This is a genomic window from Acinetobacter cumulans (genome assembly GCF_003024525.3).
In the GTDB taxonomy this organism is placed as follows: Bacteria; Pseudomonadota; Gammaproteobacteria; order Pseudomonadales; family Moraxellaceae; genus Acinetobacter; species Acinetobacter cumulans.
Map to the genome: position 1 here is coordinate 445251 of NZ_CP035934.2, position 24266 is coordinate 469516.

The 24266-nt window shown below is 41.9% G+C and carries 25 protein-coding genes; 12 read left to right on the forward strand and 13 right to left on the reverse strand.

From position 1 onward, the window contains the following. Positions 1-117: 117 nt before the first annotated feature. Positions 118-762 carry a ParA family protein gene (locus tag C9E88_RS02025; protein WP_106983988.1) on the reverse strand — a complete coding sequence of 215 codons (645 nt, stop codon included), beginning with the start codon at positions 760-762 and terminating at the stop codon, positions 118-120. Positions 763-877: 115 nt separating this feature from the next. Here C9E88_RS02025 and C9E88_RS02030 point away from each other — a divergent pair, with 115 nt between their 5' ends. Both C9E88_RS02030 and C9E88_RS02035 read left to right on the forward strand, forming a co-directional pair. Then, the gene (locus tag C9E88_RS02030) at positions 878-1345 is read left to right on the forward strand and encodes a Holliday junction resolvase-like protein (RefSeq protein WP_106983989.1); all 468 of its coding nucleotides are present in this window, start codon (positions 878-880) and stop codon (positions 1343-1345) included. A 57-nt stretch (positions 1346-1402) separates the two neighbouring features. Beyond that, positions 1403-1996, forward strand: a complete 594-nt coding sequence (locus C9E88_RS02035) for a hypothetical protein (RefSeq protein ID WP_106983990.1) — start codon at positions 1403-1405, stop codon at positions 1994-1996. 43 nt (positions 1997-2039) lie between these two features. Here C9E88_RS02035 and C9E88_RS02040 read toward each other — a convergent pair whose 3' ends face one another. Then, positions 2040-2663 carry a class I SAM-dependent methyltransferase gene (locus C9E88_RS02040; RefSeq protein WP_106983991.1) on the reverse strand — a complete coding sequence of 208 codons (624 nt, stop codon included), beginning with the start codon at positions 2661-2663 and terminating at the stop codon, positions 2040-2042. 289 nt (positions 2664-2952) lie between these two features. On the opposite strand from C9E88_RS02040, the gene C9E88_RS02045 reads away from it, so the two are divergent. Together C9E88_RS02045 and C9E88_RS02050 are read left to right on the forward strand one after the other, a co-directional pair. Beyond that, entirely contained in the window at positions 2953-3510 is a 558-nt protein-coding gene (locus C9E88_RS02045; protein WP_425267153.1) for a hypothetical protein, read from the forward strand. A gap of 18 nt (positions 3511-3528) precedes the next feature. Next, entirely contained in the window at positions 3529-3939 is a 411-nt protein-coding gene (locus tag C9E88_RS02050) for a protease inhibitor I42 family protein (protein ID WP_106983992.1), read from the forward strand. Between the two features lie 112 nt (positions 3940-4051). Here C9E88_RS02050 and C9E88_RS02055 read toward each other — a convergent pair whose 3' ends face one another. Then, on the reverse strand, positions 4052-4384 hold the full coding sequence (locus C9E88_RS02055) for a HopJ type III effector protein (protein WP_106983993.1): 333 nt from the start codon (positions 4382-4384) through the stop codon (positions 4052-4054). A gap of 167 nt (positions 4385-4551) precedes the next feature. Here C9E88_RS02055 and crcB point away from each other — a divergent pair, with 167 nt between their 5' ends. After that, positions 4552-4929 (forward strand): fluoride efflux transporter CrcB, encoded by a 378-nt coding sequence (crcB, locus tag C9E88_RS02060; protein ID WP_106983994.1) that lies wholly within the window; start codon positions 4552-4554, stop codon positions 4927-4929. A gap of 103 nt (positions 4930-5032) precedes the next feature. Here crcB and C9E88_RS02065 read toward each other — a convergent pair whose 3' ends face one another. Both C9E88_RS02065 and C9E88_RS02070 read right to left on the reverse strand, forming a co-directional pair. After that, positions 5033-5287, reverse strand: coding sequence for a type B 50S ribosomal protein L31 (locus C9E88_RS02065; RefSeq protein ID WP_106983995.1), 255 nt, complete (start codon positions 5285-5287; stop codon positions 5033-5035). A gap of 186 nt (positions 5288-5473) precedes the next feature. Continuing rightward, on the reverse strand, positions 5474-6772 hold the full coding sequence (locus C9E88_RS02070; protein WP_106983996.1) for an ABC1 kinase family protein: 1299 nt from the start codon (positions 6770-6772) through the stop codon (positions 5474-5476). Between the two features lie 288 nt (positions 6773-7060). Here C9E88_RS02070 and C9E88_RS02075 point away from each other — a divergent pair, with 288 nt between their 5' ends. Next, positions 7061-7270: a DUF1737 domain-containing protein gene (locus tag C9E88_RS02075; RefSeq protein ID WP_106983997.1), complete on the forward strand. Its 210-nt coding sequence runs from the start codon at positions 7061-7063 to the stop codon at positions 7268-7270. Between the two features lie 55 nt (positions 7271-7325). Here the strand turns inward: C9E88_RS02075 and C9E88_RS02080 are convergent, their stop codons facing one another. Together C9E88_RS02080 and C9E88_RS02085 are read right to left on the reverse strand one after the other, a co-directional pair. Next, positions 7326-8621, reverse strand: a complete 1296-nt coding sequence (locus C9E88_RS02080; RefSeq protein WP_106984102.1) for an MATE family efflux transporter — start codon at positions 8619-8621, stop codon at positions 7326-7328. Positions 8622-8711: 90 nt separating this feature from the next. Further along, positions 8712-9170, reverse strand: coding sequence for a DMT family transporter (locus C9E88_RS02085; protein WP_106983998.1), 459 nt, complete (start codon positions 9168-9170; stop codon positions 8712-8714). A gap of 136 nt (positions 9171-9306) precedes the next feature. Between C9E88_RS02085 and hemW the strand changes: the two genes are divergently transcribed. Further along, on the forward strand, positions 9307-10461 hold the full coding sequence (gene hemW, locus C9E88_RS02090; RefSeq protein WP_106983999.1) for a radical SAM family heme chaperone HemW: 1155 nt from the start codon (positions 9307-9309) through the stop codon (positions 10459-10461). A gap of 166 nt (positions 10462-10627) precedes the next feature. On the opposite strand, the gene C9E88_RS02095 is transcribed toward hemW, so the two are convergent. From C9E88_RS02095 to hemF, 4 genes are all read right to left on the reverse strand, one after another. Continuing rightward, positions 10628-12451 (reverse strand): acyl-CoA dehydrogenase C-terminal domain-containing protein, encoded by a 1824-nt coding sequence (locus tag C9E88_RS02095; protein WP_106984000.1) that lies wholly within the window; start codon positions 12449-12451, stop codon positions 10628-10630. 429 nt (positions 12452-12880) lie between these two features. Next, positions 12881-13669, reverse strand: a complete 789-nt coding sequence (gene aroE / locus C9E88_RS02100; protein WP_106984001.1) for a shikimate dehydrogenase — start codon at positions 13667-13669, stop codon at positions 12881-12883. A gap of 133 nt (positions 13670-13802) precedes the next feature. Beyond that, entirely contained in the window at positions 13803-14009 is a 207-nt protein-coding gene (locus C9E88_RS02105) for a hypothetical protein (protein ID WP_106984002.1), read from the reverse strand. Positions 14010-14378: 369 nt separating this feature from the next. After that, a complete protein-coding gene (gene hemF / locus C9E88_RS02110; protein WP_106984003.1) occupies positions 14379-15320 on the reverse strand; it encodes an oxygen-dependent coproporphyrinogen oxidase in 942 nt (313 codons plus the stop codon). A gap of 214 nt (positions 15321-15534) precedes the next feature. Here hemF and hemN point away from each other — a divergent pair, with 214 nt between their 5' ends. Beyond that, complete coding sequence (hemN, locus tag C9E88_RS02115) at positions 15535-16938, forward strand: oxygen-independent coproporphyrinogen III oxidase (protein ID WP_227865846.1); 1404 nt, start codon at positions 15535-15537, stop codon at positions 16936-16938. 116 nt (positions 16939-17054) lie between these two features. Here the strand turns inward: hemN and C9E88_RS02120 are convergent, their stop codons facing one another. Both C9E88_RS02120 and ribA read right to left on the reverse strand, forming a co-directional pair. Continuing rightward, positions 17055-17525 (reverse strand): DUF4844 domain-containing protein, encoded by a 471-nt coding sequence (locus C9E88_RS02120; RefSeq protein ID WP_106984004.1) that lies wholly within the window; start codon positions 17523-17525, stop codon positions 17055-17057. A gap of 38 nt (positions 17526-17563) precedes the next feature. Continuing rightward, the gene (ribA, locus tag C9E88_RS02125) at positions 17564-18166 is read right to left on the reverse strand and encodes a GTP cyclohydrolase II (RefSeq protein WP_106984005.1); all 603 of its coding nucleotides are present in this window, start codon (positions 18164-18166) and stop codon (positions 17564-17566) included. Between the two features lie 311 nt (positions 18167-18477). Here ribA and dxs point away from each other — a divergent pair, with 311 nt between their 5' ends. From dxs to C9E88_RS02145, 4 genes are all read left to right on the forward strand, one after another. Continuing rightward, positions 18478-20370, forward strand: a complete 1893-nt coding sequence (dxs, locus tag C9E88_RS02130; protein ID WP_106984006.1) for a 1-deoxy-D-xylulose-5-phosphate synthase — start codon at positions 18478-18480, stop codon at positions 20368-20370. A gap of 129 nt (positions 20371-20499) precedes the next feature. After that, entirely contained in the window at positions 20500-21330 is an 831-nt protein-coding gene (locus tag C9E88_RS02135; protein WP_106984007.1) for an inositol monophosphatase family protein, read from the forward strand. A gap of 163 nt (positions 21331-21493) precedes the next feature. Beyond that, positions 21494-21751 carry an AAA family ATPase gene (locus C9E88_RS02140; RefSeq protein WP_106984008.1) on the forward strand — a complete coding sequence of 86 codons (258 nt, stop codon included), beginning with the start codon at positions 21494-21496 and terminating at the stop codon, positions 21749-21751. Positions 21752-22455: 704 nt separating this feature from the next. Further along, positions 22456-24195 carry a DEAD/DEAH box helicase gene (locus tag C9E88_RS02145; RefSeq protein ID WP_106984009.1) on the forward strand — a complete coding sequence of 580 codons (1740 nt, stop codon included), beginning with the start codon at positions 22456-22458 and terminating at the stop codon, positions 24193-24195. Positions 24196-24266 lie beyond the last annotated feature (71 nt).

The following is a 24266-nucleotide window of genomic DNA, read 5'->3' on the forward strand; positions in this document are numbered from 1 at the left end:
TTAAAGAGGACATGGTCCATATTAACTGAAAAAAACTACTCGAAAATGAGTATTTACCAATGAAAACCTTTTATTTTCACTTCACTTGATGACGAAAGTACAGTAAAAAGCGAGGGCTTAAAACCAGTCGCTTTCATCATCAATAATAGCATTCAATATAGGTTGCCATTGGTTTTGAATGCTAATGTAATTTTTTTGGGTTTTATCAAATACACTCAAGCCTTGCATGGCCAATTGACCATAAGCACTACGTTCAGAAATCCAAGCAACAGGTTGTTGTTCAATTTTGGCAAAAAAATCTTGAATATCTTTTGCACTGGTTGCATTGGGTTTGACACGGTTGGCGAGCAGTAAAATTTGAACTTTACCCTTACGAATCCGTTTAATGTCTTGAAGATGCTTTAGAAAACGGCGAGTTGAATCGATGTCAAAAAATGAGGGTTGTAGCGGGGTAATGATCGTGTGGGCTTCACTAATCAGTTGTTCGGCGTGTTCACCAGAAAGTGCACCAGGGGCATCAATAATCAAATATTCAGTATTTTTGGGTGCATCGCCAATGGATTTTTCATGACGCCAATCGAGGCTTTGAATAGAAGCGACTTGTTCGGGGCGTTGCTTTAACCATTGCAAAGCTGATTTTTGATTGTCAGCATCGGCCAAAGCGACTTTATAGCCTTTTTGTGCCAGTGCAGAAGCTAAACTGATGGCTGTTATGGTTTTCCCGCATCCGCCTTTTTGATTGGCAACTAAAATTGTTTTCATGACCCAATAATGATTTTATTCTGCTCGGCCCTAGCATATCATTCTTTTGTGCAATGCATAGGACAGAAAACGAAAGTTGTAGTTGCAGTTTAAGCCATTGAATTAGGAAGAACAGATGTCGGTTTGGATGGCCATGTTAATTGGGGCATGTATCGGGGCGGTGTTGACTACGCTCATTTTAAGTAACTCGCGCAATGGACGTATTCGAGCAGAGTATGAAAAGTATATTGCTGAGTTGGAGTTAGAGCATCAGCAGGCCTTAACCCATGCCCAAAAGCGCAGTGTAAATACCAGTCGCGCAGTATTAAAGGGAAAAATGGCAGAGCAACTGGCACCCATTATGCCTGAATTTCAGTACCTGCCGAGTGATGCCAAGTTTCTGGGCGATCCTGTCGATTATGTAGTCTTTGACGGTTATACCGATTATCGTGATGGCGATGGTCATGCAGATGATATTGAAGTGGTGTTGATCGATATTAAAAGTGGTGGTGCACGCTTGACCAAAGGTCAGCAAGCAATTGCACAAGCGATCGCTGAGGGACGTGTACGTTTTGAAACCATAAGAATTAATTTTGATGATTAATTAGGATCTTCTTTTACGCGTTAAGCCATACCTTCGCACTTGCTGGGAGATAAATGCATGAAGCAGTTGTTGATCGCCTTCACTTGTTTAGCATTGCTGATTTGGACCTGGCATGCGTATTTTAGAGAAATTCCACATTTGGAACAGCCGGGTGTTCTTAAAAATTTTCAGCTAGAAACACGCGGTGAATTTTCTGGAGATTTTACCGTTGAGGGTCAGCGTTTTTATTCGGCACAAAGAAGTGCGCTATTCCGTGCATCGGCATGGGTGGGGGAATATAACGATTTGGCTTATCTGAGCAATGTGGATGTATTGCTGGTACAGGGAATGTTGGCTAAAGCGAATAATTTGAAAAAGGTCGATTTTAATCAGCACAGTCGGTGCTATGAGTTTCAGCTCAAGCCGAACTCAGGCTTAACAGCAGATCAGGTCCGTGCAGACAGCCTCAATGTGAGCGCAATTGCTGCTAATGAGCGGATTACCAAACAACTACGACGTTTAAAACCGGGTCAGCATGTGAAGTTACAAGGGCAATATGTCAATGTGCAGCAACTGAAAACGGGCAAGCGCTTTGTGACAGGCATGAATATACCGCGACCTAGACCACAATGCAGTATCGTCAAAATTACCTATATTCAGCTGTTGTCTTAATGCTACATTTGTCTTAACGCTGCATTCAGTTGCAGGTTATTCATCAGCTTTTTACCGCCCGTGCCAACAACATGCGACGTCCAATGGATGGAATGCCCTCAGCATCAAAATATTGTAGTTCAGTAATTTCGAGGTCTGCATTTTTTAAAGCTTGTTCTATATTACGGTTTAAATGACAGCCATCGGCCACGCGTTTTTGTAGCGGGGTGAACAGATTTTGTAGGCGCTGGATGTTGTGATTTTCATTGTGTAAAACATGCTCAACCACATGGAAGGTGCCTCCCACTTTGAGTACCCGATACACTTCATCGAGTGCAAGTTCTACATCGGCAATACTGCATAAGGTCCAAGTACAAACAATATGGTCTAAGCTACGATCTGCAAAAGGGAGTTTTTCAGCACTGGCCTGTATATGTTGAACCTCAAAAGGCGTTTCATGTATGCGCTGTGCTGCCAGTTGATAAATTTCAATATTGGGCTCTAGGGCATATACGGTATCTACTGCTTGATAAAATGCAAGATTCAATCCTGTACCAAAACCAATCTCTAAAACTTCACCTTGAATGGGCAACAGCAGTTCACGGCGCTTATCCATTAAGCTGGGCACTTGCATGACTTGATTGAGTAAGTGCGGAAAGATATGTTGTTGATAAAATTTATAAATCATTGTTGCGCTATTATTATAAATGAATGGGAATGTTGCCAAGCTTAGTCGAATATGGCTCAAAAGATAAGACATATACCCGTCAATAGGGCTGAATTGTTACCAAGTTACTAATGTTTCTGCCGAATTTTTCCTTAATATAAGATTAGAAATAAATGATTAAGCAAGCGTTCAGTTTCAGGTGAGATGCTGATCATCGGTCTATTTGGGCTTGAACATCCGCTAGATTGTGTTGGTCGAAGGCATCGACTGCAAAGGCCTGAACGAAGCAATGAAAAGAGGTAACCCGATGATGAAAAAGATTTTACTCAGTACGGTATTGGCTTCAATACTGCTACAAACAGGTGCGCAGGCATCATCGGAATATAATATTGCCAAAGGTTTAGCGCCGGTTGCTCAAGGGCAGTCTATTTCTACCTTGCAGCCATTTTATGGTGACTTTCGAATTTTAGGTTCAAAAACCTATAGCAATGATGAACAAGCTAAATTTTCGCCTATCGATTATGCCGTGAGCTGGGGGCTATTTGCCGAGCCAGAAATTGCTCGCCGTATTAGTGTTAATCAATATGATCGCTATTTAAACTGGCGTATGGATAAAGTTCCTGTACCTGAAAAGCAGGCGATGATGATGGTGTCAAATATGCACATTATTCCTTCTAGTCCTGCGATTGCCAAAGAAATTAAAAAAGTTAAACGCGGTGATTTAGTCCGCTTAAAAGGTGATTTGGTCGAAATTAAAGACAAAGACTTAGTTTGGACCTCATCCTTAACCCCAACCGATACAGGGGATGGGGCTTGTGAAGTTTTTCGAGTAGATTCAATTCAATGGATTGAACGCGTTAAAAGTTAGATTTGAGTTGGCATCATCATGAAGTTACAAGCAATGGGTATGGCTTTGGTTTTGGCCTTAGGTTTGGGTGGGTGTAGTAGTTTGAGCTCAACGGTCGATGGTAAAAATCATATTTTTACGGGTAAGCAAAGCTGTCCAGCACTCTTAGAGATGGATCGTGGCCAAACACTTGAAGTCATATTAGATGAAAACCCAACCCCAGGTTATGTCTGGCGCTTAACGAAAAGCCCTAAGCTATTTAAAGTTGAAGAACTGTATAAATCGGATCAACCAAAGCAAAGTGATCCGCCTATTGTAGGTGTAGGTGGTCAAAAAACTTATCGTTTTACCGCACAACAAGCGGGTGAAGAGGTACTGCATATACAGCATGCACGACCGTGGGAAAAAACCTCGATTGACGAATGGCAGTGCCGAGTTAGAATTTCTTAAGCGATTAGAGTGTACTAACGGTTTTTTACGTACATTTCTACTGATCAAGCCAGCACGAATGCTGGCTTGATTGCTTTAAAGTCGATTGAATATGATTGCTCAGCGCATAGGCTTATTTTGCAGTTAAGGCTTGGCCATCAAATTGAATGCCGTCCCAGCCATTGAGCATAAATTGGCGAATATTTTGGTGATCTGTCGCTTCTGGTGTTGCCAGTACAGATGCATAATGTTCAGCAAATAAACTTAAAGTTTGCGCTTGATCTAAGCCATTCAGCTGTGCAAAAGAAAATACTTTGGCACTGCCTTGGTTTTCATTGGCACTGTTGCTTTGCTGGCCATTTTGAAATGCTGTTGGCGTATGAACATAACGTGCTTCAATAAATGCAATCACGTCAGCAAATTTTGCTGTGCCAGCTTGAAGTTCTGCCAATAATTGTTGCGCCATGAATGAATCATCCGTAAAAAATGTAAATTAAGCTTTGCGAATATAGCAAGATTTTGCATTTAAATTGAGTGAATTTTGGTGCCGAATAGAAGTCAAAGTTCAGCTATAGTGACAGGCAGAACTTAGAAAAGCAGGCGAGATTGCCTCAAAAATAGATAGGAACATCCATGAATTGGTTATTGGTCGCCCTTGGGGGGGCAATAGGTGCAAGTCTGCGTTATGGCACAGGACTTTGGTTGTATAAGCCGAGTGGTCTGTTTCCTTGGAGTACGTGGGCGATTAATTTACTTGGGTGTTTTATCGCAGGTATTTTTTTTGCACTTACGCAGAAATATCCCGTATTGCAACAAGAAACTCGTTTGTTTGTGATGGTTGGTATTTTAGGCGGGTTCACCACCTTTTCGAGCTTTGGTTTAGAAACCTTTCAATTGCTGAAACAGGCACAAACCAGTATTGCTTTGCTTTATGTAGGGTCGAGTGTGGTGTTGGGTGTAGTACTATTGGCTTTGGGTTTTTATCTGTTTCAGTATTTGCTAAAAGTATAAATTGGCTGTGCACAGACAAAAAAAGAAGTCTAAGCTGGAGGAGGGGGTCTTAGACTTCTTTAATAGTTTTACTTTAAAAGCAAAAGCTTAAAACAATATGAATTTAGTGTGAGCGTTTGAAACGCGCAAAACGTTTGTTAAAGCTTGCCACACGGCCTTCATTGCTGGTTTGACGTTGTTCACCCGTATAAAACGGATGTGATGCACTTGAAATATCTAAAGTGACATAAGGATATGTCTTACCTTCATATTCACGTGTTTGTGTCGTTTGTAGTGTACTGCCAATCACAAAATACACATCAGCATTGGTGTCATGAAAAAGTACATCTTGGTATTGAGGATGAATATTCGGACGCATTGTTCTTCTCCTATCGCAGATTTCAAATTTAATGTTATGTTATATTGTAACATTAATATCTGCAAGCAGATTTACATTTCTTCACCAATGGAACTTTGGACAAGCGAATGTCAGTGCGTCTTGTCATTTCATTACAAGCCATAAAAAAAGCCCGATCGAGATCGAGCTTTTAAGGCAAATTCAAACTTAGGCCAGAGGGGGAATTAACTCTTCAAAAATATCATTTAAATTGTCATTCACTTTTAAATGAATAAGATTCCAGTAATGCCCAGACACGGTACGGTTGACCATAAGCGTATCAGGCGAAGGCTTAAACACATCCCAATATTTTAATGAAGGTTTAATCAGCTCAACACCATCATGATGTGCAGAGTTTTCGGCAAAGTCATATTGCGTTGTGAGTGGACGCATGAGCACTTCTAACCATTCTTTGTACAGAGCTTCTGGGAATTTTCCTTTTTCTGCCATTGAGTGCAGTGCATCCAGCTGGTTTTCAATTTCTGGAATATTTTCTGCACGTGCTGCACGTATTAATGCTTTAAATTGTTGTACTGTGTCATTGGATAAAATTTTAACGCCACCAAAGTCATAAATAATAACCGTACCATCTTCACGAAAGGCGAAGTTGCCCGGATGTGGGTCACAGTGAAAACGTTTTAAGAAGAAAATTTCTTGTCCCATAGCACGGAGTAAACGGCGACCCAATTCATTGCGGGTGTCTTGTGACCAAGTACTTGCTGTTTCTATGCTTTCGCCTTCTTCTAAGCTTAAAGTTAAAATATGGCGTGAAGAATAATCTTCATAGACTTGGGGAATGACAATCTTGCTATCGAGTGCTTCATGGAAGGTACGTGCAACGGCAAGGTTTTGTGCTTCAATTTGATAATTGAGTTCGTTATCTAAGCTTTCTTGTATCTCATGAAATAATTGATCTTGGAGTTTACGATCAATTTTTAATACGCCCATTAAGCGGAGTGCAAGGCGAACCTGTTTTAAGTCGCTTTCACAGGCTTCATCTACACCTGGGTATTGCACCTTGACCACAACTTGCTGGCCATTGGGCAAAGTCGCTTTGTGAACTTGGCCAATGGAGGCAGCGGCAAAGGGCACTTCATCAAAACTTTTGAATATCTCAAGAATGGGCTTGCCCAGTTCTTTTTCCACTTGCGCTTTAATATCGCTAAACGGCATAGGCGGTGCTTGTCGTTGTAGTTTGCCTATAGCCTTTGCAACTTCGGGTGGGAAAATGTCTTTATATTGTGAGGCGATCTGTCCAACTTTCATGACAGCGCCTTTCATGTCACCGAGGGTGTCGGCAATTTGTACCCCAATATCTTGAAATAATTTGCTGCGCGAAGCATTCTTTCGCTCTTCGTCGGCAGTGAGGTTTTTAATCGAATTTGAAACTGTCTTGCTGGCAATACTTGCAGTCATTCCCGCAAGTTTCATAAAGCGGCGACCGGGGGTGCTAGCCGATTTGGCCATGTGATGCTCCTCAAGATCATCATAAAATATGGTTTTGATCATAGGCGTTAATCAAGGTGTTGCCTACTTTAAAATGTTAAAGCTTTGTGTCTATGACGACATCAGGGTGTTAAATCAATCTTACTTACAGGCTATCAGGCAGTTTAAAGCTGATGGTTGTTTTGGCAACATTTTGCATTTTTGGCTCATGTGTATCGCTTAGCCATTCATGCAAAGTTTCTAAACTCAGCCTTACATCTTGTAGGATTAAGCTTAAAATAAGCTGAGTAACTCAGACGAAATTAGGCCATGAAAGTATATAAATATTTAACCGGTAAAGATGATGTGACCTTTTGTGCACGTGTGACCAAGGCCTTAAAAGAAGGCTATGAGCTTTATGGTTCGCCAACCATGACCTTTAACGGTACAGATGTGATTGTGGGTCAAGCCATTATGAAAGAGGCAGAGGAAGCTGATGTGCCTGAGGGCTTAAAAAAAGCGTTGGCTGACTTGGGTTAGATAAAGTGCTAAGAAGAAAAGTCCATACGAGCCGTAACCGTATGGACAATCAAATTTAAAGCTGTGCGATACGTTTATTTATAATCATCAAACGGCTAATGAGTAAGATGCAGGCCACGGTTAAACCAACAATCAGTCCAATCCAAACACCCGCTGCGCCCATGTCGGTAAAGCGTGACAAATAAATACCCACAGGGAAGGCAATAATCCAATAGGCCAGCATGGTAATCCACATTGGGCCTTTGGTGTCTTGCATGCCACGTAGGCAACCTGCGGCACTCACTTGCCATGCATCCATCAATTGATAAGCAATTGCAAAGAGCACCAAGTACACTGCCAATACCGCAACATCATAGTCAAAGGTATAGAGCGACACAATTTCAGCGCGTAGTAACCACAGCAGTAGCATGGTAATGAGTGCAAAAACGGTCCCTGTTGCCAGACCAACCACTTGTACACGGCGCATAGCCGCCCAGTTTTGGCTGCCATAATACGTGCCCACCCGAATGGTGAGCGCAATGGCTAAAGACATAGGAATCATAAACAGCTGTGATGTGATGGAGATGGCAATTTGATGTGCAGCTACAGTCACTTCACCGAGTGGGCTGAGCACAATGGCGGCAGTACTAAAAATACTCACCTCAAAGAAAATCGCTAAGCCGATAGGAAAGCCCAGTGTAAAGATGCGTTTCATCCACACGGGGTCTAATTTTTCCCAGACCGCGAAAGGCTGGTTTTTTTTATAGGCACTGCCTTTAAATATATACAGTGCTAAAGCCAAGAACATCAGCCACTGCAAAATAGCAGTCGCAAAACCACAGCCTGCAGAGCCAAGCTCAGGCACTGGGCCGAGTCCATACATAAAGATAAAGTTCAGCGGCACCAGTACAGCAAGTGCAATTAAGCTAATGGCTGTGACAGGTTTAGGGTAGCCCAATGCTTCGGAATAACCGCGTAGGGCTGCATACATGGTCACCGCAGGCATGCCAAAACCAATCGCATGTAAAAATAAGCTGGCTTTGGGGAGCAATGCTTCAGGGACCCCTAAAATAGGGAGTAGAAAAGGAGCAACTTGTAAAATCAAGCAGGCAATGATTCCAAGAATAAAGGCAATCCATAAAGATTGGCGAGCAATGGTGGCAATTTTTTCAGGTGTACGCGCACCATTGGCTTCTGCGACTAAAGGCGTTGTGGCAATCATGATGCCACTAAACAGTAGCATAATCGGAATCCATAGCCCGACACCAACTGCAATAGCAGCCAAATCATTCGCAGACAAATGGCCAGCCATAATGGTATCAATCAAACCAAAACCTGCTTGCGCAAATTGGGTGATTAAGATGGGAATCATCAAGCGGAACAGTTGCTTTAATTCAAAGCGGGTTGTTGTGACAGTAGACACAGAACATACTCTTTCTTTGAGGTGCTTAGGTATGAGGTCTTAGCGTTGTAAAGTGAGAAGCACACCAATAAAAATCACCACGCCACCTAAAAGGCGCTGCCAATGAATAGGTGTTTTTTCATTACCCAATAAGCCGTATTGGTCAATAAACATTGATATGGCAATTTGGCCAAAAATAATCAGGCCAGATAGGCTTAAAAAACCTAATTTGGGTGCCGTATAAATACTGATGCTAATGGCATATACACCTAAGCATCCACCCAGCCATAAAAACCAAGGAATCTGTAGCAGCGTTTCAAGGCTAGGCTTTTCGACAGGTTGAAAAAACACAAGGACAGCAAGCACTATTGTACCTATCAAAAACGATAATAGGGCGGCTTGTAATGGAGAATATAAATATTCACGCAATTGGCTGTTAATTGCAGTTTGAATGGTCATGGCGATGCCAATACCCATCGCAAGTGGGAGTAAATACAGTAGGTGGCTACTTATTTTCATTTTCTTATCTGTAAATTTTTTTAATTTGATTGAGTGTACTGCATAAAACTTCAGAACAGAAATATAGAATGCCTTAGTGTGTTTATGGACTCATGCTAAAATATTCATCTTCTCTTTTTTCATTTGAGCATTCTCCTTGGCTGAACTCATTCCTGCAAATATTCCGATGTCTTTATACATTCACATGCCGTGGTGCGTGCGAAAATGTCCATACTGTGACTTTAACTCGCATGCAGTACCCAATGGTGAACTGTCTTTAGATCTAGAAAAAGAATATTTACAGGCGCTGGTTGAAGACTTTAAAACGCAAGTCGATTTTGCCCAAGGCCGTGCGGTACACAGCGTATTTATTGGGGGTGGCACGCCATCTTTGATTTCCGCAAAAGGTTATCAATGGTTATTTGAACAGCTCAAAAGCATTATTCCATTTGAAGATGGCTGTGAAATTACTTTAGAAGCCAATCCGGGCACAGTGGAACATGATCCTTTTGCGGGCTATTTAGAGGCAGGGATTAACCGCTTGTCGATCGGCGTACAAAGTTTTAATACCGATCAGCTGAAAAAATTAGGCCGTATTCATTCTAACGATGACGCAATTTCTGCGATTCAGCATGCTAAAGAAGCAGGTTTTGAGCGTGTGAATGTTGACCTCATGCATGGTTTGCCAGAGCAAACGATTGAGCAAGCCTTATTGGACTTAAAACTGGCGGTAGAAAATGGCGCGACGCATGTGTCGTGGTATCAGTTAACAATTGAACCGAATACTGTTTTTTTCCGCACACAGCCGATCTTGCCAGTTGATGATGTATTGGAAGAGATTCAAGCACAGGGTGAGGCCTATTTAAAAGCACAGGGCTTTATCAATTATGAAGTTTCGGCTTGGCGTAAAGAAAAGCCTTCGGCGCATAACCTGAATTACTGGCAGTTTGGCGATTACCTTGCGATTGGTGCAGGCGCACATGGCAAAGTGACACAGCCAGATGGGGTGTATCGCTATCAGAAAACCCGCTTGCCGAAAGACTATTTAGCCAAAGTGCCAGCAGAGCATTTGCAATTTAAAAAAATTGAACAAGAGGATATGCCATTTGAATTTATGATGAATGCCTTGCGTTTGAATCATGGGGTGCATGCTGCACTTTATGCGGAACGTGCAGGATTAAGTTTAGATGGTTTAAAGGAGCTTTTAAATTCCTTACGTGAGCGCAAGTTAATGGTGGCTGATGAAAATGTGCTGTCATGTACAGAGCAGGGGCATATCTTTTTAAATTCAGTACTGGAAGAGTTTCTTTAAGCTAATATTTTTAAATTTAAAGAAAGACAAAAGGCGCAATGAGCGTCTTTTGACGTTTTATGGATATGAGTTTTTAAGAAGGAATGCGCTCTGCTTTATTTGCTTAGAATTTAAAAGTAATGAGCATAAAAAAGACCGCGGAAGCGGTCTTTTTTATAACAACAAATTAATAGTCGAAACTGAAATGCTCTGGTGCTAAAGATGTCATTGTTTTAGATGGGTTCACCATCGCTTCAGCATGACCTTGTGTACGTGGCAATAGGCGTTCGAAATAGAAGTCTGCCAATTTGATTTTTGCTTTATAGAACTCTGGTACTTCTTGACCTTCGCCAGAAGCCAGTTTTGCAGAAGCAACGGCAGCTTGTTGCGCCCAGTAGAATGCCATCATGGCATAGCCAGAGAACATCAAGTAATCGACAGATGCAGACGATACGATGTCGCGGTCTTTACGTGCAGCCAACATAATACGAACAGTCAATGCGTTCCACTGTGCACAGATTTTAGTTAAATCCCATGCAAAACGACGCATATATTTATTGCGTGCATGTACGCCACAGAATTTTAAGATTTCAGCAGTATAGTCACGTACGACTTTACCTTTAGACGATAACAACACTTTACGACCAATTAAATCCAGTGCTTGTACGCCCGTTGTACCTTCGTATAGGGTTGAAATACGTGAGTCACGTACGATTTGTTCCATGCCCCATTCTTTAATATAACCATGACCGCCGTAAACTTGCATACCATGGTTTGCTGCTTCATAACCCAATTCAGTTAAGAAACCTTTCAAGATTGGGGTATAGAAACCAAGCTTGTCATCATATTCTTCAAACTTTGCTTGATTGCCTTGAGCTAAAGAATCTGCCATTTTGTCTGCCAACTGTGCAGCATGATAAATCATGGCACGGCCACCTTCAGCAATAGCTTTTTGAGTTAACAGCATACGGCGTACGTCCGCATGGTGAATAATTGCATCAGCTACTTTATCTGGATCTTTTTTACCAGATAGCGCACGCATAGACATACGGTCTTTCGCGTATGGTAATGCACCTTGGAATGCCAATTCAGCATGTGCCAAACCTTGTACCGCCGTACCAATGCGGGCTGTATTCATGAAGGTAAACATAGCATGTAAACCTTTGTGCATTTCACCAATCAAGTAGCCTTTCGCACTGTCAAAGTTCAATACAGCAGTTGCAGAAGCACGGATACCCATTTTGTGTTCAATTGAACCACAAGTCACAGGGTTACGCTCACCCACGCCACCATCCGCAGTTGGAATGAACTTAGGAACGATGAACAGAGAAATACCGCGTGTGCCTGCAGGTGCATCTGGAAGGCGAGCAAGCACAATATGAATAATGTTTTCTGTTAGGTCATGCTCACCTGCAGAAATAAAGATTTTTGTACCTGTAATGGCATAAGTACCGTCAGCATTTGGCTCAGCTTTGGTTTTTACTTGGCCCAAATCTGTACCACATTGAGGTTCAGTTAAGCACATTGTGCCCGACCAAGTACCTGCAGTGAGGTGAGGCATATAGGTATTTTTTTGTTCTTCTGTACCAAATTGCATGATGGTGTTCATGCAGCCCATGCTGAGGCCAGGGTACATGGTAAATGACCAGTTCGCTGTACCCATCATTTCAGATTTGATCAGGTTAAGCGACATTGGTAAGCCTTGACCACCAAATTCTTCTGGATAAGACAGACCTTGCCAACCACCTTGAACAAATTGGTCGTACGCTTCTTTAAAACCTTTTGGTGTTTTTACTTCACCATTTTCAAAGTGACAGCCTTCTTCATCACCACTTTGGTTTAGAGGAGAAAGTACATTTTCACAAAAATCGGCAGCACCTTCTAAAATCATGTCTACAGTGTCAGCGTCTGCAAGGTCACCGTTAGATAAAGTTTTAAAATGTGCAGGGAAGTCGAATACTTCGTTCATTAAGAAACGAATGTCGTGTAAAGGAGCTTTATAAGCAGGCATAATTTAATCCTAATTTAAAATAGTTTTGGATTATCTGGTTCGATGATTTGATTATTCACAATAATGATTAAATTACATTGATAGCATAGACTGATCAAACTGTCAGAAATGCGAATTGCTGAAATATTTTTGCAATACAATTGTTGGTTTAAATACAACAAAAAATCAAAAAATATTGAATTAATGATTATTTTTAATGAGATAAAACAATATAAAACAGATGTATATTTAATTATATCCTGACTGTGTATGGGTATTTAAAGTTTTGAATGAAGATCGCATGAACTCATTTTATTTTTGTCATTATGATCAAAATGACTGCATAGGGAAAATTGTGTAAATACCCCACGGCCCAACAAATATGCGCCATTGCACCTGCATAAATCACAGGGCAATAGCACATTTTTTTGATATTAGGAAAAGCCTAAATTACAGAAAATCTTTTAAGTTTGGTTTGACGCCATGCCAAATGCGGAAGGATTCAATCGCTTGTCCGACCAACATACCAAAACCTTCAGATGTCGGCACACCACGCGCTTTGGCTTGATCCAAAAAGCTTGATGCTTTGCCGTATGCCATTTCATAAGCATATTTAAATTGTAAAGTTTCAGGCAAAACCAGCGCATCGCCAGAAAGGCTTGCAGACGTTGCATTGATGACCAGATCAAAATCGCCATCTAAGTCATGCAATTCAACCGCACTGAGTTCAGTATTTGGGACTGCATCTTTTAGATCTGCAACCAGTTGTTCGGCACGTGCCAAGGTGCGGTTTGCAATCACAATTTTTTGCGCACCCGCTTGAACAAGTGGGTAGATCACGCCACGCGTTGCGCCACCTGCACCAATAATTAAAATACGACTTTGTGCTAAGTTCCACCCTAAGGCAAGGATGGCTTCGACCAGCCCTTGGCCGTCGGTATTGTCACCATGTAATTGACCATTCTGCATCCAAAGGGTATTTACAGCTTTGGCAATTTTTGCACGCTCAGTAAGCACCGTGCAGGCATTAAAAGCTTGTTCTTTAAATGGAACAGTCACATTCATCCCAAGCCCGCCTTGTGCGAAAAAATCTTGCATGCTGGCATCAAAGCCATCGAGTGGTGCAAGGCGTTTCGCATAATTGAGGTCGATACCCATTTTTTGGGCAAAGGCATGGTGCAGTTCTGGAGAACGAGATTGTTCAATTGGATGGCCGATCACGGCAAATTGCTTGCTCATCGCACAAAATCCATGTGGAGAAATGTGCATCAATATACGGCAATTATGCGTCAGTCTAAAGCTTTAATCAAAATTTCAGCCCAAGCTTTGCTTTGTGATTCTTCATTCTGTTATTGGGTGATTTTTGCTGTATTTAAGAGTTGCAAAGCTCAAATATGGCATCAATAGCTAAAAAAGAAGCGCTCAAAAGAATCCCAATCAATGCGATCGGCATCGTGCTATAAGCAAATTGATCATTAAACTGGCTTTCAGAAAAAAGCGCGATACTGATAGCTGTGAGCATAAGGACGATAAATCCCCAAAAGCTGAATAGTGTGGAATGAGTTTTGATGATATTCATGCTATTTCCTGCGTTTGATCTGTAGGAGGAGAAGATCATAGATTGCAATCATGACAATATCATTTTGATGATGAGGCATATTTCATCAGGATAGATCTTCAACACTCTAAAGTCATGATGATGACTTGAGCATTCATAGTACAGCACTCGACGATAATAGATGTAGGTTAATCGCAAGGACTGCCAACGTTGAGTCTATATTGTGTACATCAAAGGTAAATAAGTAAGGGGGAGTCGGGAGCTCAAATTGAAGCTGATCTTTGATGTCTATGTTAAGCGCTCAGTTTGGTAATGGATTTTCAGTCCATGTAAAAAGCCTCCAAGAGTTGGAGGCTTGATTGTATTTAAAGCAGACGGGGATACAAAAACTTATTTCAGCGTGTTTAACCAGTCTTGTGGTTTTAAATAATAGTCTGTGAGTTTTTTCTCAGCAGAATCTGCATCCCATTCTGGACGGTACGACCAACCTGCCAGTGGAGGCATGCTGACCAAGATGGACTCAATGCGCCCACCCGTTTGTAAGCCAAACAAGGTGCCTCGGTCATACACTAAGTTATATTCGACATAGCGTCCACGACGGTACAGTTGGAAGTCTCGCTGTGCTTCGCTGTATGGCTTGTCACGGTTACGTTCAAAGATGGGTAAAATCGCTTCAAGGTAGCCATTACCCACAGCTTGCATGTATTTAAAGCATGTCTCAAAGTCCCATTGATTCAAATCATCAAAGAACAAGCCACCTACACCACGCTGTTCATCGCGATGCTTTAAGTAGAAGTAATCATCACACCACTGTTTATGTTCGGCATAAACGTTATCGCCAAATGGTGCACACAAGTCGTGGGCTGTTTGATGCCAGCTCAGGACATCTTGTTCATTAGGATAAAAAGGCGTTAAGTCAAAACCACCACCAAACCACCAAATTGGGTCTTGGCCTTCTTTTTCGGCGACAAATAATCGAACATTGGCATGCGAGGTGGGTACATTTGGATTTTTCGGATGAATGACCAGTGATACGCCCATCGCTTGTGCTTTCGCACCTGCAATTTGTGGGTGACGCTCTGTTGCCGATGCAGGGAGCTTAGAGATCTGGATGTGGGAGAACATCACACCGCCTTTTTCAATCACGGTTCCATTTTGCAGCACACGGGATCGACCACCACCACCTTCAGGACGTTGCCAATCATCAATAACAAACTCGGCTTGACCACCACCAGCATGTTCTTGTTGCTCTAGTGCTGTACAAATGCGGGCTTGCAAATCGCAAAGGAAATCTCGGACACGTTGTATATCCGCTGAAGTTGGATGTGACATTGCCACTCTCATTGATTTATATAATGACTAGGAATATCAAAACATAAAATGTCTAAAAACTTAAGGTTTTTTTGCCAATCTTGAGCATCGGAAAAACTGAAAGTAGGCCGAAATTTAAGTCGTCGGAAGAGCATTTTGTATGAAGCTCTGCTGGCTTATTCCGACTAAATGGCTAGGTTGAATTCACCTGATAAGCCAAGCAAAATAGCATTAAATGCAATTTCGTTTTTTTGTTAAGGCTGTGGATATGCAACAGGCAACATCACTCATCCAAAAATATAATGTGCCCGGGCCACGCTATACCAGTTATCCAACCGTACCTTATTGGGATGAAACTTCATTTTCATTAGAGGCATGGAAACACACACTAAAACAATCCTTTGATGCATCCAATGCAACTGAAGGCATCAGTTTATACATTCATCTGCCATTTTGTGAAAGCTTGTGTACCTTCTGTGGTTGCCATAAGAAAGTCACAAAAAAGCATGAAGTTGAACAGCCTTATATTCAGGCGGTGCTCAAAGAGTGGGCGCTGTACCGCCAATTATTGGTCGAACGACCTGTCATTAAAGAAATTCATTTGGGCGGTGGGACGCCTACGTTTTTTGCTCCTGAACATTTAACACAGTTAATTCAAGGGATTTTAGCCGATTCAGATGTAGCACCTGAGCATGAATTTAGTTTTGAAGGTCACCCCAATAATACTACGCGTGAGCACTTACAAGCACTATATGATGTGGGCTTTCGTCGTGTTAGCTACGGGGTACAGGACTACAATGAAAATGTACAAAAAGCGATTCACCGTATCCAACCCTTTGCCCATGTAGAGCGTGCGACCACTTGGGCAAGAGAGATTGGCTATAGCTCAATTTCCCATGACTTGGTTTTTGGCTTGCCTTTTCAACAGCTCGAAGATGTATTGAATACCATTGAGCAGACCACACGCTTAATGCCAGACCGTTTGGCATTTTATAGTTATGCGCATGTGCCATGGATTAAAGGCAATGGGCAACGCGGTTTTAAAGATGCTGATGTGCCTAAGGATGAAATGAAACGTCAGTGCTATGAAGAGGGCAAAAAAGCATTATTGGCGCATGGTTACCATGAAATTGGTATGGATCATTTTGCATTAAGCACCGATCCAATGTATCAGGCGTTTCAGGCGCAGGCTTTACACCGTAATTTTATGGGCTATACCGCATCTAAAACACAAGTCATGATTGGCTTGGGGGTATCTTCGATCAGCGACAGTTGGTATAGCTTTGCACAAAATGAAAAGAATATAGATGCATATTATGCATGTCTGGAAAATCATCAAATTCCAGTGGTGAAAGGCCATGTGTTGAGTGCGGAAGATTTAAAAATTCGTAAGCATATTTTGAATTTAATGTGTGCGTTTCAAACCTCATGGGCTGACCAGACGATGGATTTTCCTGAACGGGAAGATGTCATTCAGCAACTGGTAGAGATGGAGCAAGATGGCCTATTGCAGATAGAACAGGATCAAATTGTGATTACGGAGCAAGGTAAGCCCTTCGTAAGAAATATTTGTATGGCGTTTGATTTACATTTAAAGCGAAGAAAACCTGAAACTCAGATATTCTCGATGACGATTTGATTTTCACTTTGGAGAGAAGATTGCTAAGTCTCCCGTTCTGATTGCAGAGAGGGAGATGTGTTTAGCAAAAAAAAATATAGCCGAGTAAAAAATGGATGCTTCACATCGATTTGTCGTCATTGCGCTTTAGGTTTGGTAATTAGGTCAGTAATTTCTTTGCCATATATCCATGTGTTGAGTATTCCGTCTGAACTTTCTAAGCCAATAACATCTAAAAAATTTTCAAAAATAGTCGCAACTTGCTCGCGATCATCAGTATATAAACTGTTTGGATTTATTTGGTTAATCCCATTGGATAAGATGTGTAATAACTGTTGTTTACTTGGTTGGCTATTGCTTTGATAGAGACGGATAAATGCTTGTCGTGTACTTTCAATAGATTGATTAATTTGATTTTTTAAAATGTGCTCTTGTAATGTTGCATCAGAAGCGCTGCCATAAGCAAAACGATTGTTCGTCTGAAATTGTTGTAGTTTTTGAATGGTGGGTGCTTGCGTGTTTTGGGCATTTGCTGGTGCTAGATCGGCTTTACACACGTTGGCAAATAAGAAGAGACTGAACACAAATAGAATCGTGGTTAGCTTCATGTGTTCAATCTCTGATTATTCTTAATTCATGCTTTTATTTAAAAATCATCTTTATCGTACATGTGCGACATCCGATCATGTTTGGTTTTTAAATATTCTTCATTGAATTTATTTAAACCCACTGTAAGCGGAACACGGTCTACCACATTAATGCCGAGGTCTGTTAATGCTTTAAGTTTTAACGGATTATTGGTAATGAGGCGGACTTCGTTGACCTGTAAATGCGCCAGCATAATGCTACACATATCGTAAGTACGTGCATCCGCAGGTAAATTCAACATAAGGTTTGCATCTACAGTGTCATGACCTTGATCTTGTAGGGCATAAGCACGGATTTTATTGGTAAGACCAATACCGCGACCTTCCTGACGTAAATATAAAATTACGCCTTGACCTGCATCATTAATCAGTTGTTGTGTTGCTTGTAGTTGTGGACCACAGTCACACTTGAGTGATGCAAAGGCATCACCTGTTAAACATTCTGAATGAATGCGAACTAAAACAGCACCCGTTGGTGCGGTTTCTAAGCCTTTAGAGAGTGCGACATGTTCTTCGCCGGTGTGTGGGTCTTGAAATACTGAAATTTTAAATTCACCAAAAGCGGTCGGTAATCTGGAAGTCGCGACAAATTCTATAGGCACAGTCAAACCCGAATAATTGATTGTAAATTGTTTAAAGTATAGCGTAATGCTTGGACATTGGTAGAATTGCAGTTACGATTTTGTGCAGAACATTTTCTTTTTTTGCATAAAGAGAACGATAATAGTTGATAAATAGTCAGATTATTCAGGATAATCTCCTACACTTAAACATAACACCCAATTTTGAGTTGAACTTAAAATTGCATCGCTAGAAATATGGCTGATTGAAGGTGATACAATTCGATATAATCATCGAATATCCATTTGACCTAGCTTAGGATTTGCCAGGCTTTAGAAGGCTTTGCCATATTATGCTGTATACAGAAATACCGTCTCATCGCCCCATTACATCGCTGCTGGACAGCATTGAGCTACCTCAACAGCTCCGTCTGCTTGAAAGCACGCAGCTCGAACAAGTGGCGGATGAGTTACGTCAATTTATTATATATGCAGCAGGACAAAGCGGCGGACACTTTGGCGCAAATCTTGGCGTGATTGAATTGACCGTTGCGTTGCATTACTGTTTTAACACACCACGCGATCGCCTGATTTGGGATGTGGGGCATCAAGCCTATCCACATAAAGCGCTAACAGGGCGCCGTGAACAACTCGTCACTATTCGTGCTAAAGATGGCTTAGCGGCCTTTCCTGCGCGTGAAGAGTCAGAGTACGACACATTTGGCGTAGGCCATTCTTCAACGGCAATTTCTGCAGGTTTAGGCATGTCATTGGCACGCCGTTATCAAAAAGACCCTTGTGAAGTTGTTGCTATTGTAGGGGATGGCGCAATGACTGCGGGTATGGCTTTTGAAGCTATGAACGATGCAGTTGCACATGATGCAGATTTAATTGTTGTATTGAATGACAACGATATGTCGATTTCATGTAGCACAGGCGGTTTTGCCAAACACTTGGCGGCCATTTGGGGTAAAGGTGAGTCAGTCAATATCACCGAACAGGGCGAGGCTTATCTACAACCTCATCCTGAATGGACTTATAACTCACGTTTACACAGCGCAGCCACAGATGCGGCGGACAATCTATTTAAAGCCATTGGTTTTGATTATTTTGGCCCTTTTGATGGTCATGATGTTGTGCAATTGACTCAAGTTTTTGAAGCAGTGAAAAAGCGCAAAGGTCCACGTTTGGTACATGTCTATACCAAAAAGGGCAAAGGTTTTGCACCAGCAGAAGCGGATCAAATCAAATATCATGCGATTAGCAAACTTAACGCACCCGCATCGTCTACAACTGCGCCAAAATATTCAGATGTATTTGGTCAGTGGCTATGTGATGAAGCGGCACAAGATGAGCGCTTAATCGCAATTACACCGGCCATGTGTGAAGGTTCCGGCATGGTAAAATTTGCCCAAGATTTTCCACAGCGTTATTTTGATGTCGCTATTGCAGAACAACATGCGGTCACTTTGGCTGCAGGTATGGCATGTGAAGGTTTAAAACCTGTTGTCGCGATTTATTCCACCTTCTTACAACGTGGTTATGACCAGCTTATCCATGATGTTGCATTACAAAACCTTGATGTGACTTTTGGGATTGACCGTGCAGGTTTGGTGGGCGAGGATGGCCCAACCCATGCGGGTGCCTATGACTACGCTTATATGCGTACCATTCCGAATATGGTGATCATGGCGCCAAAAGATGAAAATGAATGTCGCCAAATGCTTCATACGGCATATTTATATCCAGGCCCAACAGCAGTACGTTACCCACGTGGTAATGGTTTAGGGGTGAGTATCCAAAGCGAACTTCAGGCCATGAACATTGGCGAAGCAGAAGTTTTAGCAAGCTTTAATGAGGCGGCAGGCCCAAGCATTTCAATCTTAGCGTTTGGTAGTCGTGTACAGCCTGCTTTTGAAGCTGCACAAGCCTTAGCAACACAAGGTTTAGCGGTTCGTATCGTCAATATGCGTTATGTGAAACCATTAGATGAAGCATTGTTGGATCGTCTTGCAGATAGCACGGCTTTATTTGTGACGGTTGAAGAGCATGCTGTAATGGCGGGTGCGGGTAGTGCAGTGAATGAATATCTCGCGAAGGCAGGTATTGTGAAACCAACATTGAACTTAGGTTTGGCAGATGAATTTTTACATCAAGCCTCACATGGACAAATGTTGCAATTAGCTGGCCTTGATGCCGAAGGTATTGAAAAATCAGTACAACGTGCGTGGTCGAAACTCGTTTAAATCGCTGAATTTATTTTTTTAAATACGTTTAGAAACATTTTTTGCCTAAAAGCCCGTATATTTGCTAAAATGTACGGGCTTTTATGCATTATTCTTTATCAGTGTCTTCAAATTTGTAGTGGGTGTTCAATGGAACCTATGGTGGTGATGGCTGCGCGTGCGGCTCAATTAGTTGGTCAAGAGCTTTTAAAAGCGCATCAAAATCGTCATAAACTCGATTTGCAAGTTGAAGAAAAAGGCATCGACGGTCCTGTAACACGTGTAGATCGCTACATTGAGCAGTTGACTATCGACACGCTTCGTAAAAGCTATAAAAACCACAGCTTCCTAGGTGAAGAGTTTGGTCTTCAAGAAGGTAAAGGTCATGACGCTGATTGGTGTTGGATTATTGACCCACTTGATGGCACTTTAAACTTTATTAATGGTTTCCCACATTTCTGTGTATCTATTGCTGTTCAACATAAAGGTGTAACTCAACACGGTGTTATTTATGACCCTGTAAAAGATGAGTTATTCTCTGCAAGCCGTGGTCGTGGCGCAATGTTGAACCAACGCCGTATTCGTGTAAATGTAAAAGACAGCTTAGAAAATACCTTTATGGGTGTAGGCCATGCTTACCGTAAAGTCCGTAATGGTGAAGTAGTGTCTTATGCAAAAAATCACTTCGATTCATTATTAAATGTAACTGAAGCAGGTGCTCAATACCGCCGTGCTGGTTCTGCTGCCCTTGATTTAGCTTATGTGGCTGCTGGCCGTTTAGATGGCTACTTTGAACTTGGCTTAAAGCCTTGGGATATCGCTGCAGGTGAGCTGATTGTGAAAGAAGCGGGCGGTACTGTAGTAGATGCACGCGGCGGTTCAGATTCTATGGAAAACGGTCAAGTGATCGCATGTTCTATGAAAATGTTAAAACCATTAATGCAAGCTGTAGTTCCTGCTTGGGGCGAAGCTGCTAAATAAGTTATTCAACTTATCTGTAGTTCGAGTTTAAAAAAACCCTCATTGATGAGGGTTTTTTATTGGGCTTATATTTAGACTGATAAAAATAATAAATTTAAGAAATAAAAAATGACAGAGCTTGAGCAGGTGTTTGAATGGCCCATCTCCAACTAGAGTGCAGAATATGTTAATTCAGTTTATTGGGCCTGGCGGTGCAGGCAAAACAACGATCGCAAAGCAACTTGCTCCTAAAATAGGGGCTGTCTGTATAGATTTGGATGAATATTTCCTAAAGATGGAAGGGGATATCTCTTTATATATTCAACAGCACGGCTATTTGGCCTATGCACGCCGTAATATCACTTTGTATCAACAACTGCGAAGATCAATTCAGCCAGAACAATCTGTCATTTTAGTGTGTTCATCTGGGTTTATGACCTAAGCACTAGATCAGGATGCAGAATATAAGACCATTAAGCATCAACTGTTAGCCGAAGCACAGACCTATGTATTTTTACCATCATTAGATAAAAAACAATGTATTGATCTTATTGTGCAGAGGCAATTAAACAGAGCATATCTTCAGGCAGATCCTGAAAAAGAATGCTTAAAAATTTCACAGCGTTTTGATCAATATGCTTCTTTCGCGTGTACACGGGTCATTACCCACGATACACCAGAAAATATTGTTAATTTTTTAATGACACTTCTCGCGGCGCCTAAAGGGTTGAATAAAGGAGTACTTTAATAAAATATGGAGTATCTATCAGTCAAATTTTTGTATGCTAGACAGCAAATAAATATATGTTTTTTGAATTTGTTGTTTCAAGTTGACTAAAAAGGATGACTTTTAAAATTATTCTGATATAATCCGCCCACGCACTTATTTTCGTTCATTACCTGAACATTTCTCTTCAAATCATTGTGTATGCGCGTGCGGTCCAAAGAGAGGACGATATCTCGCGCCCCAATCGCTTTAGCGATTCCTTCAGGTTTAGCCGTAATCATGCGTGCGTTATATCACATCGTCGTTACTCGGATCGCCGCTGAATCTTAGATTGTCAGCGTTTATTGCTGTACCGCTTTTTGCCGATGTCCAATTGACTTTATTTTAATGGAGCACCCATTTTTCGGGTGAAAAACTCTATGAGCAAAACTTTTGCTGAATTTCCTCTACACGAGTCCCTGCAACAAGCTCTACAAAGCTTAGGTTTTACTGCGCCAACTCCTGTACAAGAGCAATCAATTCCTGCGGCTTTAGAAGGTAAAGACCTTTTAGTATCAAGCCAAACAGGTTCTGGTAAAACAGCTGCATTCTTACTCCCAACTTTAAATGCATTAGCTGACCAAGATACTTTCGTACCGTTTAAAGAACGTATGAAAGCGATTACTCAACCTAATATTTTGGTTTTATGTCCAACGCGTGAGTTGGCTCAACAAGTGAGTCAAGACGCAATTGCATTCGTACGTCACATGAAAGGTGTTCGTATTGCTGCAATTATGGGTGGTATGCCTTTTGGTAAACAAATCCAACAATTAAAAGGCGCACAAGTTGTTGTTGCGACTCCAGGTCGTTTACTTGACTTGGTAAACCGTCGTCAAATTAAATTAGACAAAGTTGACGCGTTAATTGTCGATGAAGCTGACCGTATGCTTGATCTTGGTTTCTCTGAAGACCTAGAAGCAATCAGTGATTTGGCTGCGAACCGTAAACAAACATTAATGTTCTCTGCAACTTTTGCACCACGTATCATTACACTTGCTGAACGCATGATGAATGAACCTGAACGTATTGCAATTGAAACAGGTCATACAACAAATACAGACATCACTCAGACTTTACACTGGACTGATGGTTTTGAGCACAAGAAAAAACTTCTTACTCATTGGTTGAGCGAAGAAGATCTTGATCAAGCAGTTGTATTCGCTTCTACTCAAGAAGACACAGATATGTTGGCTGAAGAACTTGCTGAAGCAGGTCACTCAGTTGTAGCGCTTCACGGTGCTATGCCACAAACTGTACGTAACCGTCGTTTACGTAGCATCCGTGAAGGTCGTGCAAAAATCTTAGTTGCAACTGACGTTGCAGCACGTGGTCTTGACGTACCAACAATCTCTCACGTAATTAACTTTGGTCTTCCAATGAAGAACGAAGACTATGTACACCGTATTGGTCGTACAGGTCGTGCGGGCCGTACTGGTAAAGCAATCACTTTAGCAACTTACCGTGAACGCGGTAAAATCCGTGCTTTAGAAGATTACCTAGATGCACGTTTAGAAGTTTCTGAAATTGAAGGCCTTGAGCCATCTCCACCTCCTGCACGCGGTAGCCGTGATGGCGGTCGTGGTCGTCGTGACGGTGGTCGCGGTGGTCGTGGCGGTTTTGGTGGCGGTCGTCGTTTTGAAGGCGAAAGCAACTTCAAACGTCGTGAAGGTGGCCGTGATGGCGAACGCCGTTCATTCGGTGGTGAAGACCGTCCACGTCGCGAATTCAACAACGATCGTCCACGCCGTGAAGGTGGTTTCGAAGACCGTCCACGTCGCGAATTTAACAACGATCGTCCACGCCGTGAAGGTGGTTTCGAAGACCGTCCACGTCGTGAATTCAACAATGATCGTCCACGTCGCGAAGGTGGCTTCAACGATAAACCACGTTTTGACTCGAATGATGACAACCGTGGCAATCGCGTAGATTACAAACCACGTCGTGAAGGTTCTTTCGGTGACCGTCCAAAACGTGATTTTGGTGATCGTCCAGCACGTCGTGAAGGTTCTTTCGGTGACCGTCCAAAACGTAGCTTTGGTGATGACCGTCCACGTCGCGAATTTAATTCAGACCGTCCACGTCGTGAAGATGGCGAACGCGGTCGAAAATTCAATGACTAATTGAATTTCGTCTGAAATAAAGATAAAAACCGGCCATTCGCCGGTTTTTATTTGTCCTTTTTTTGATAAAA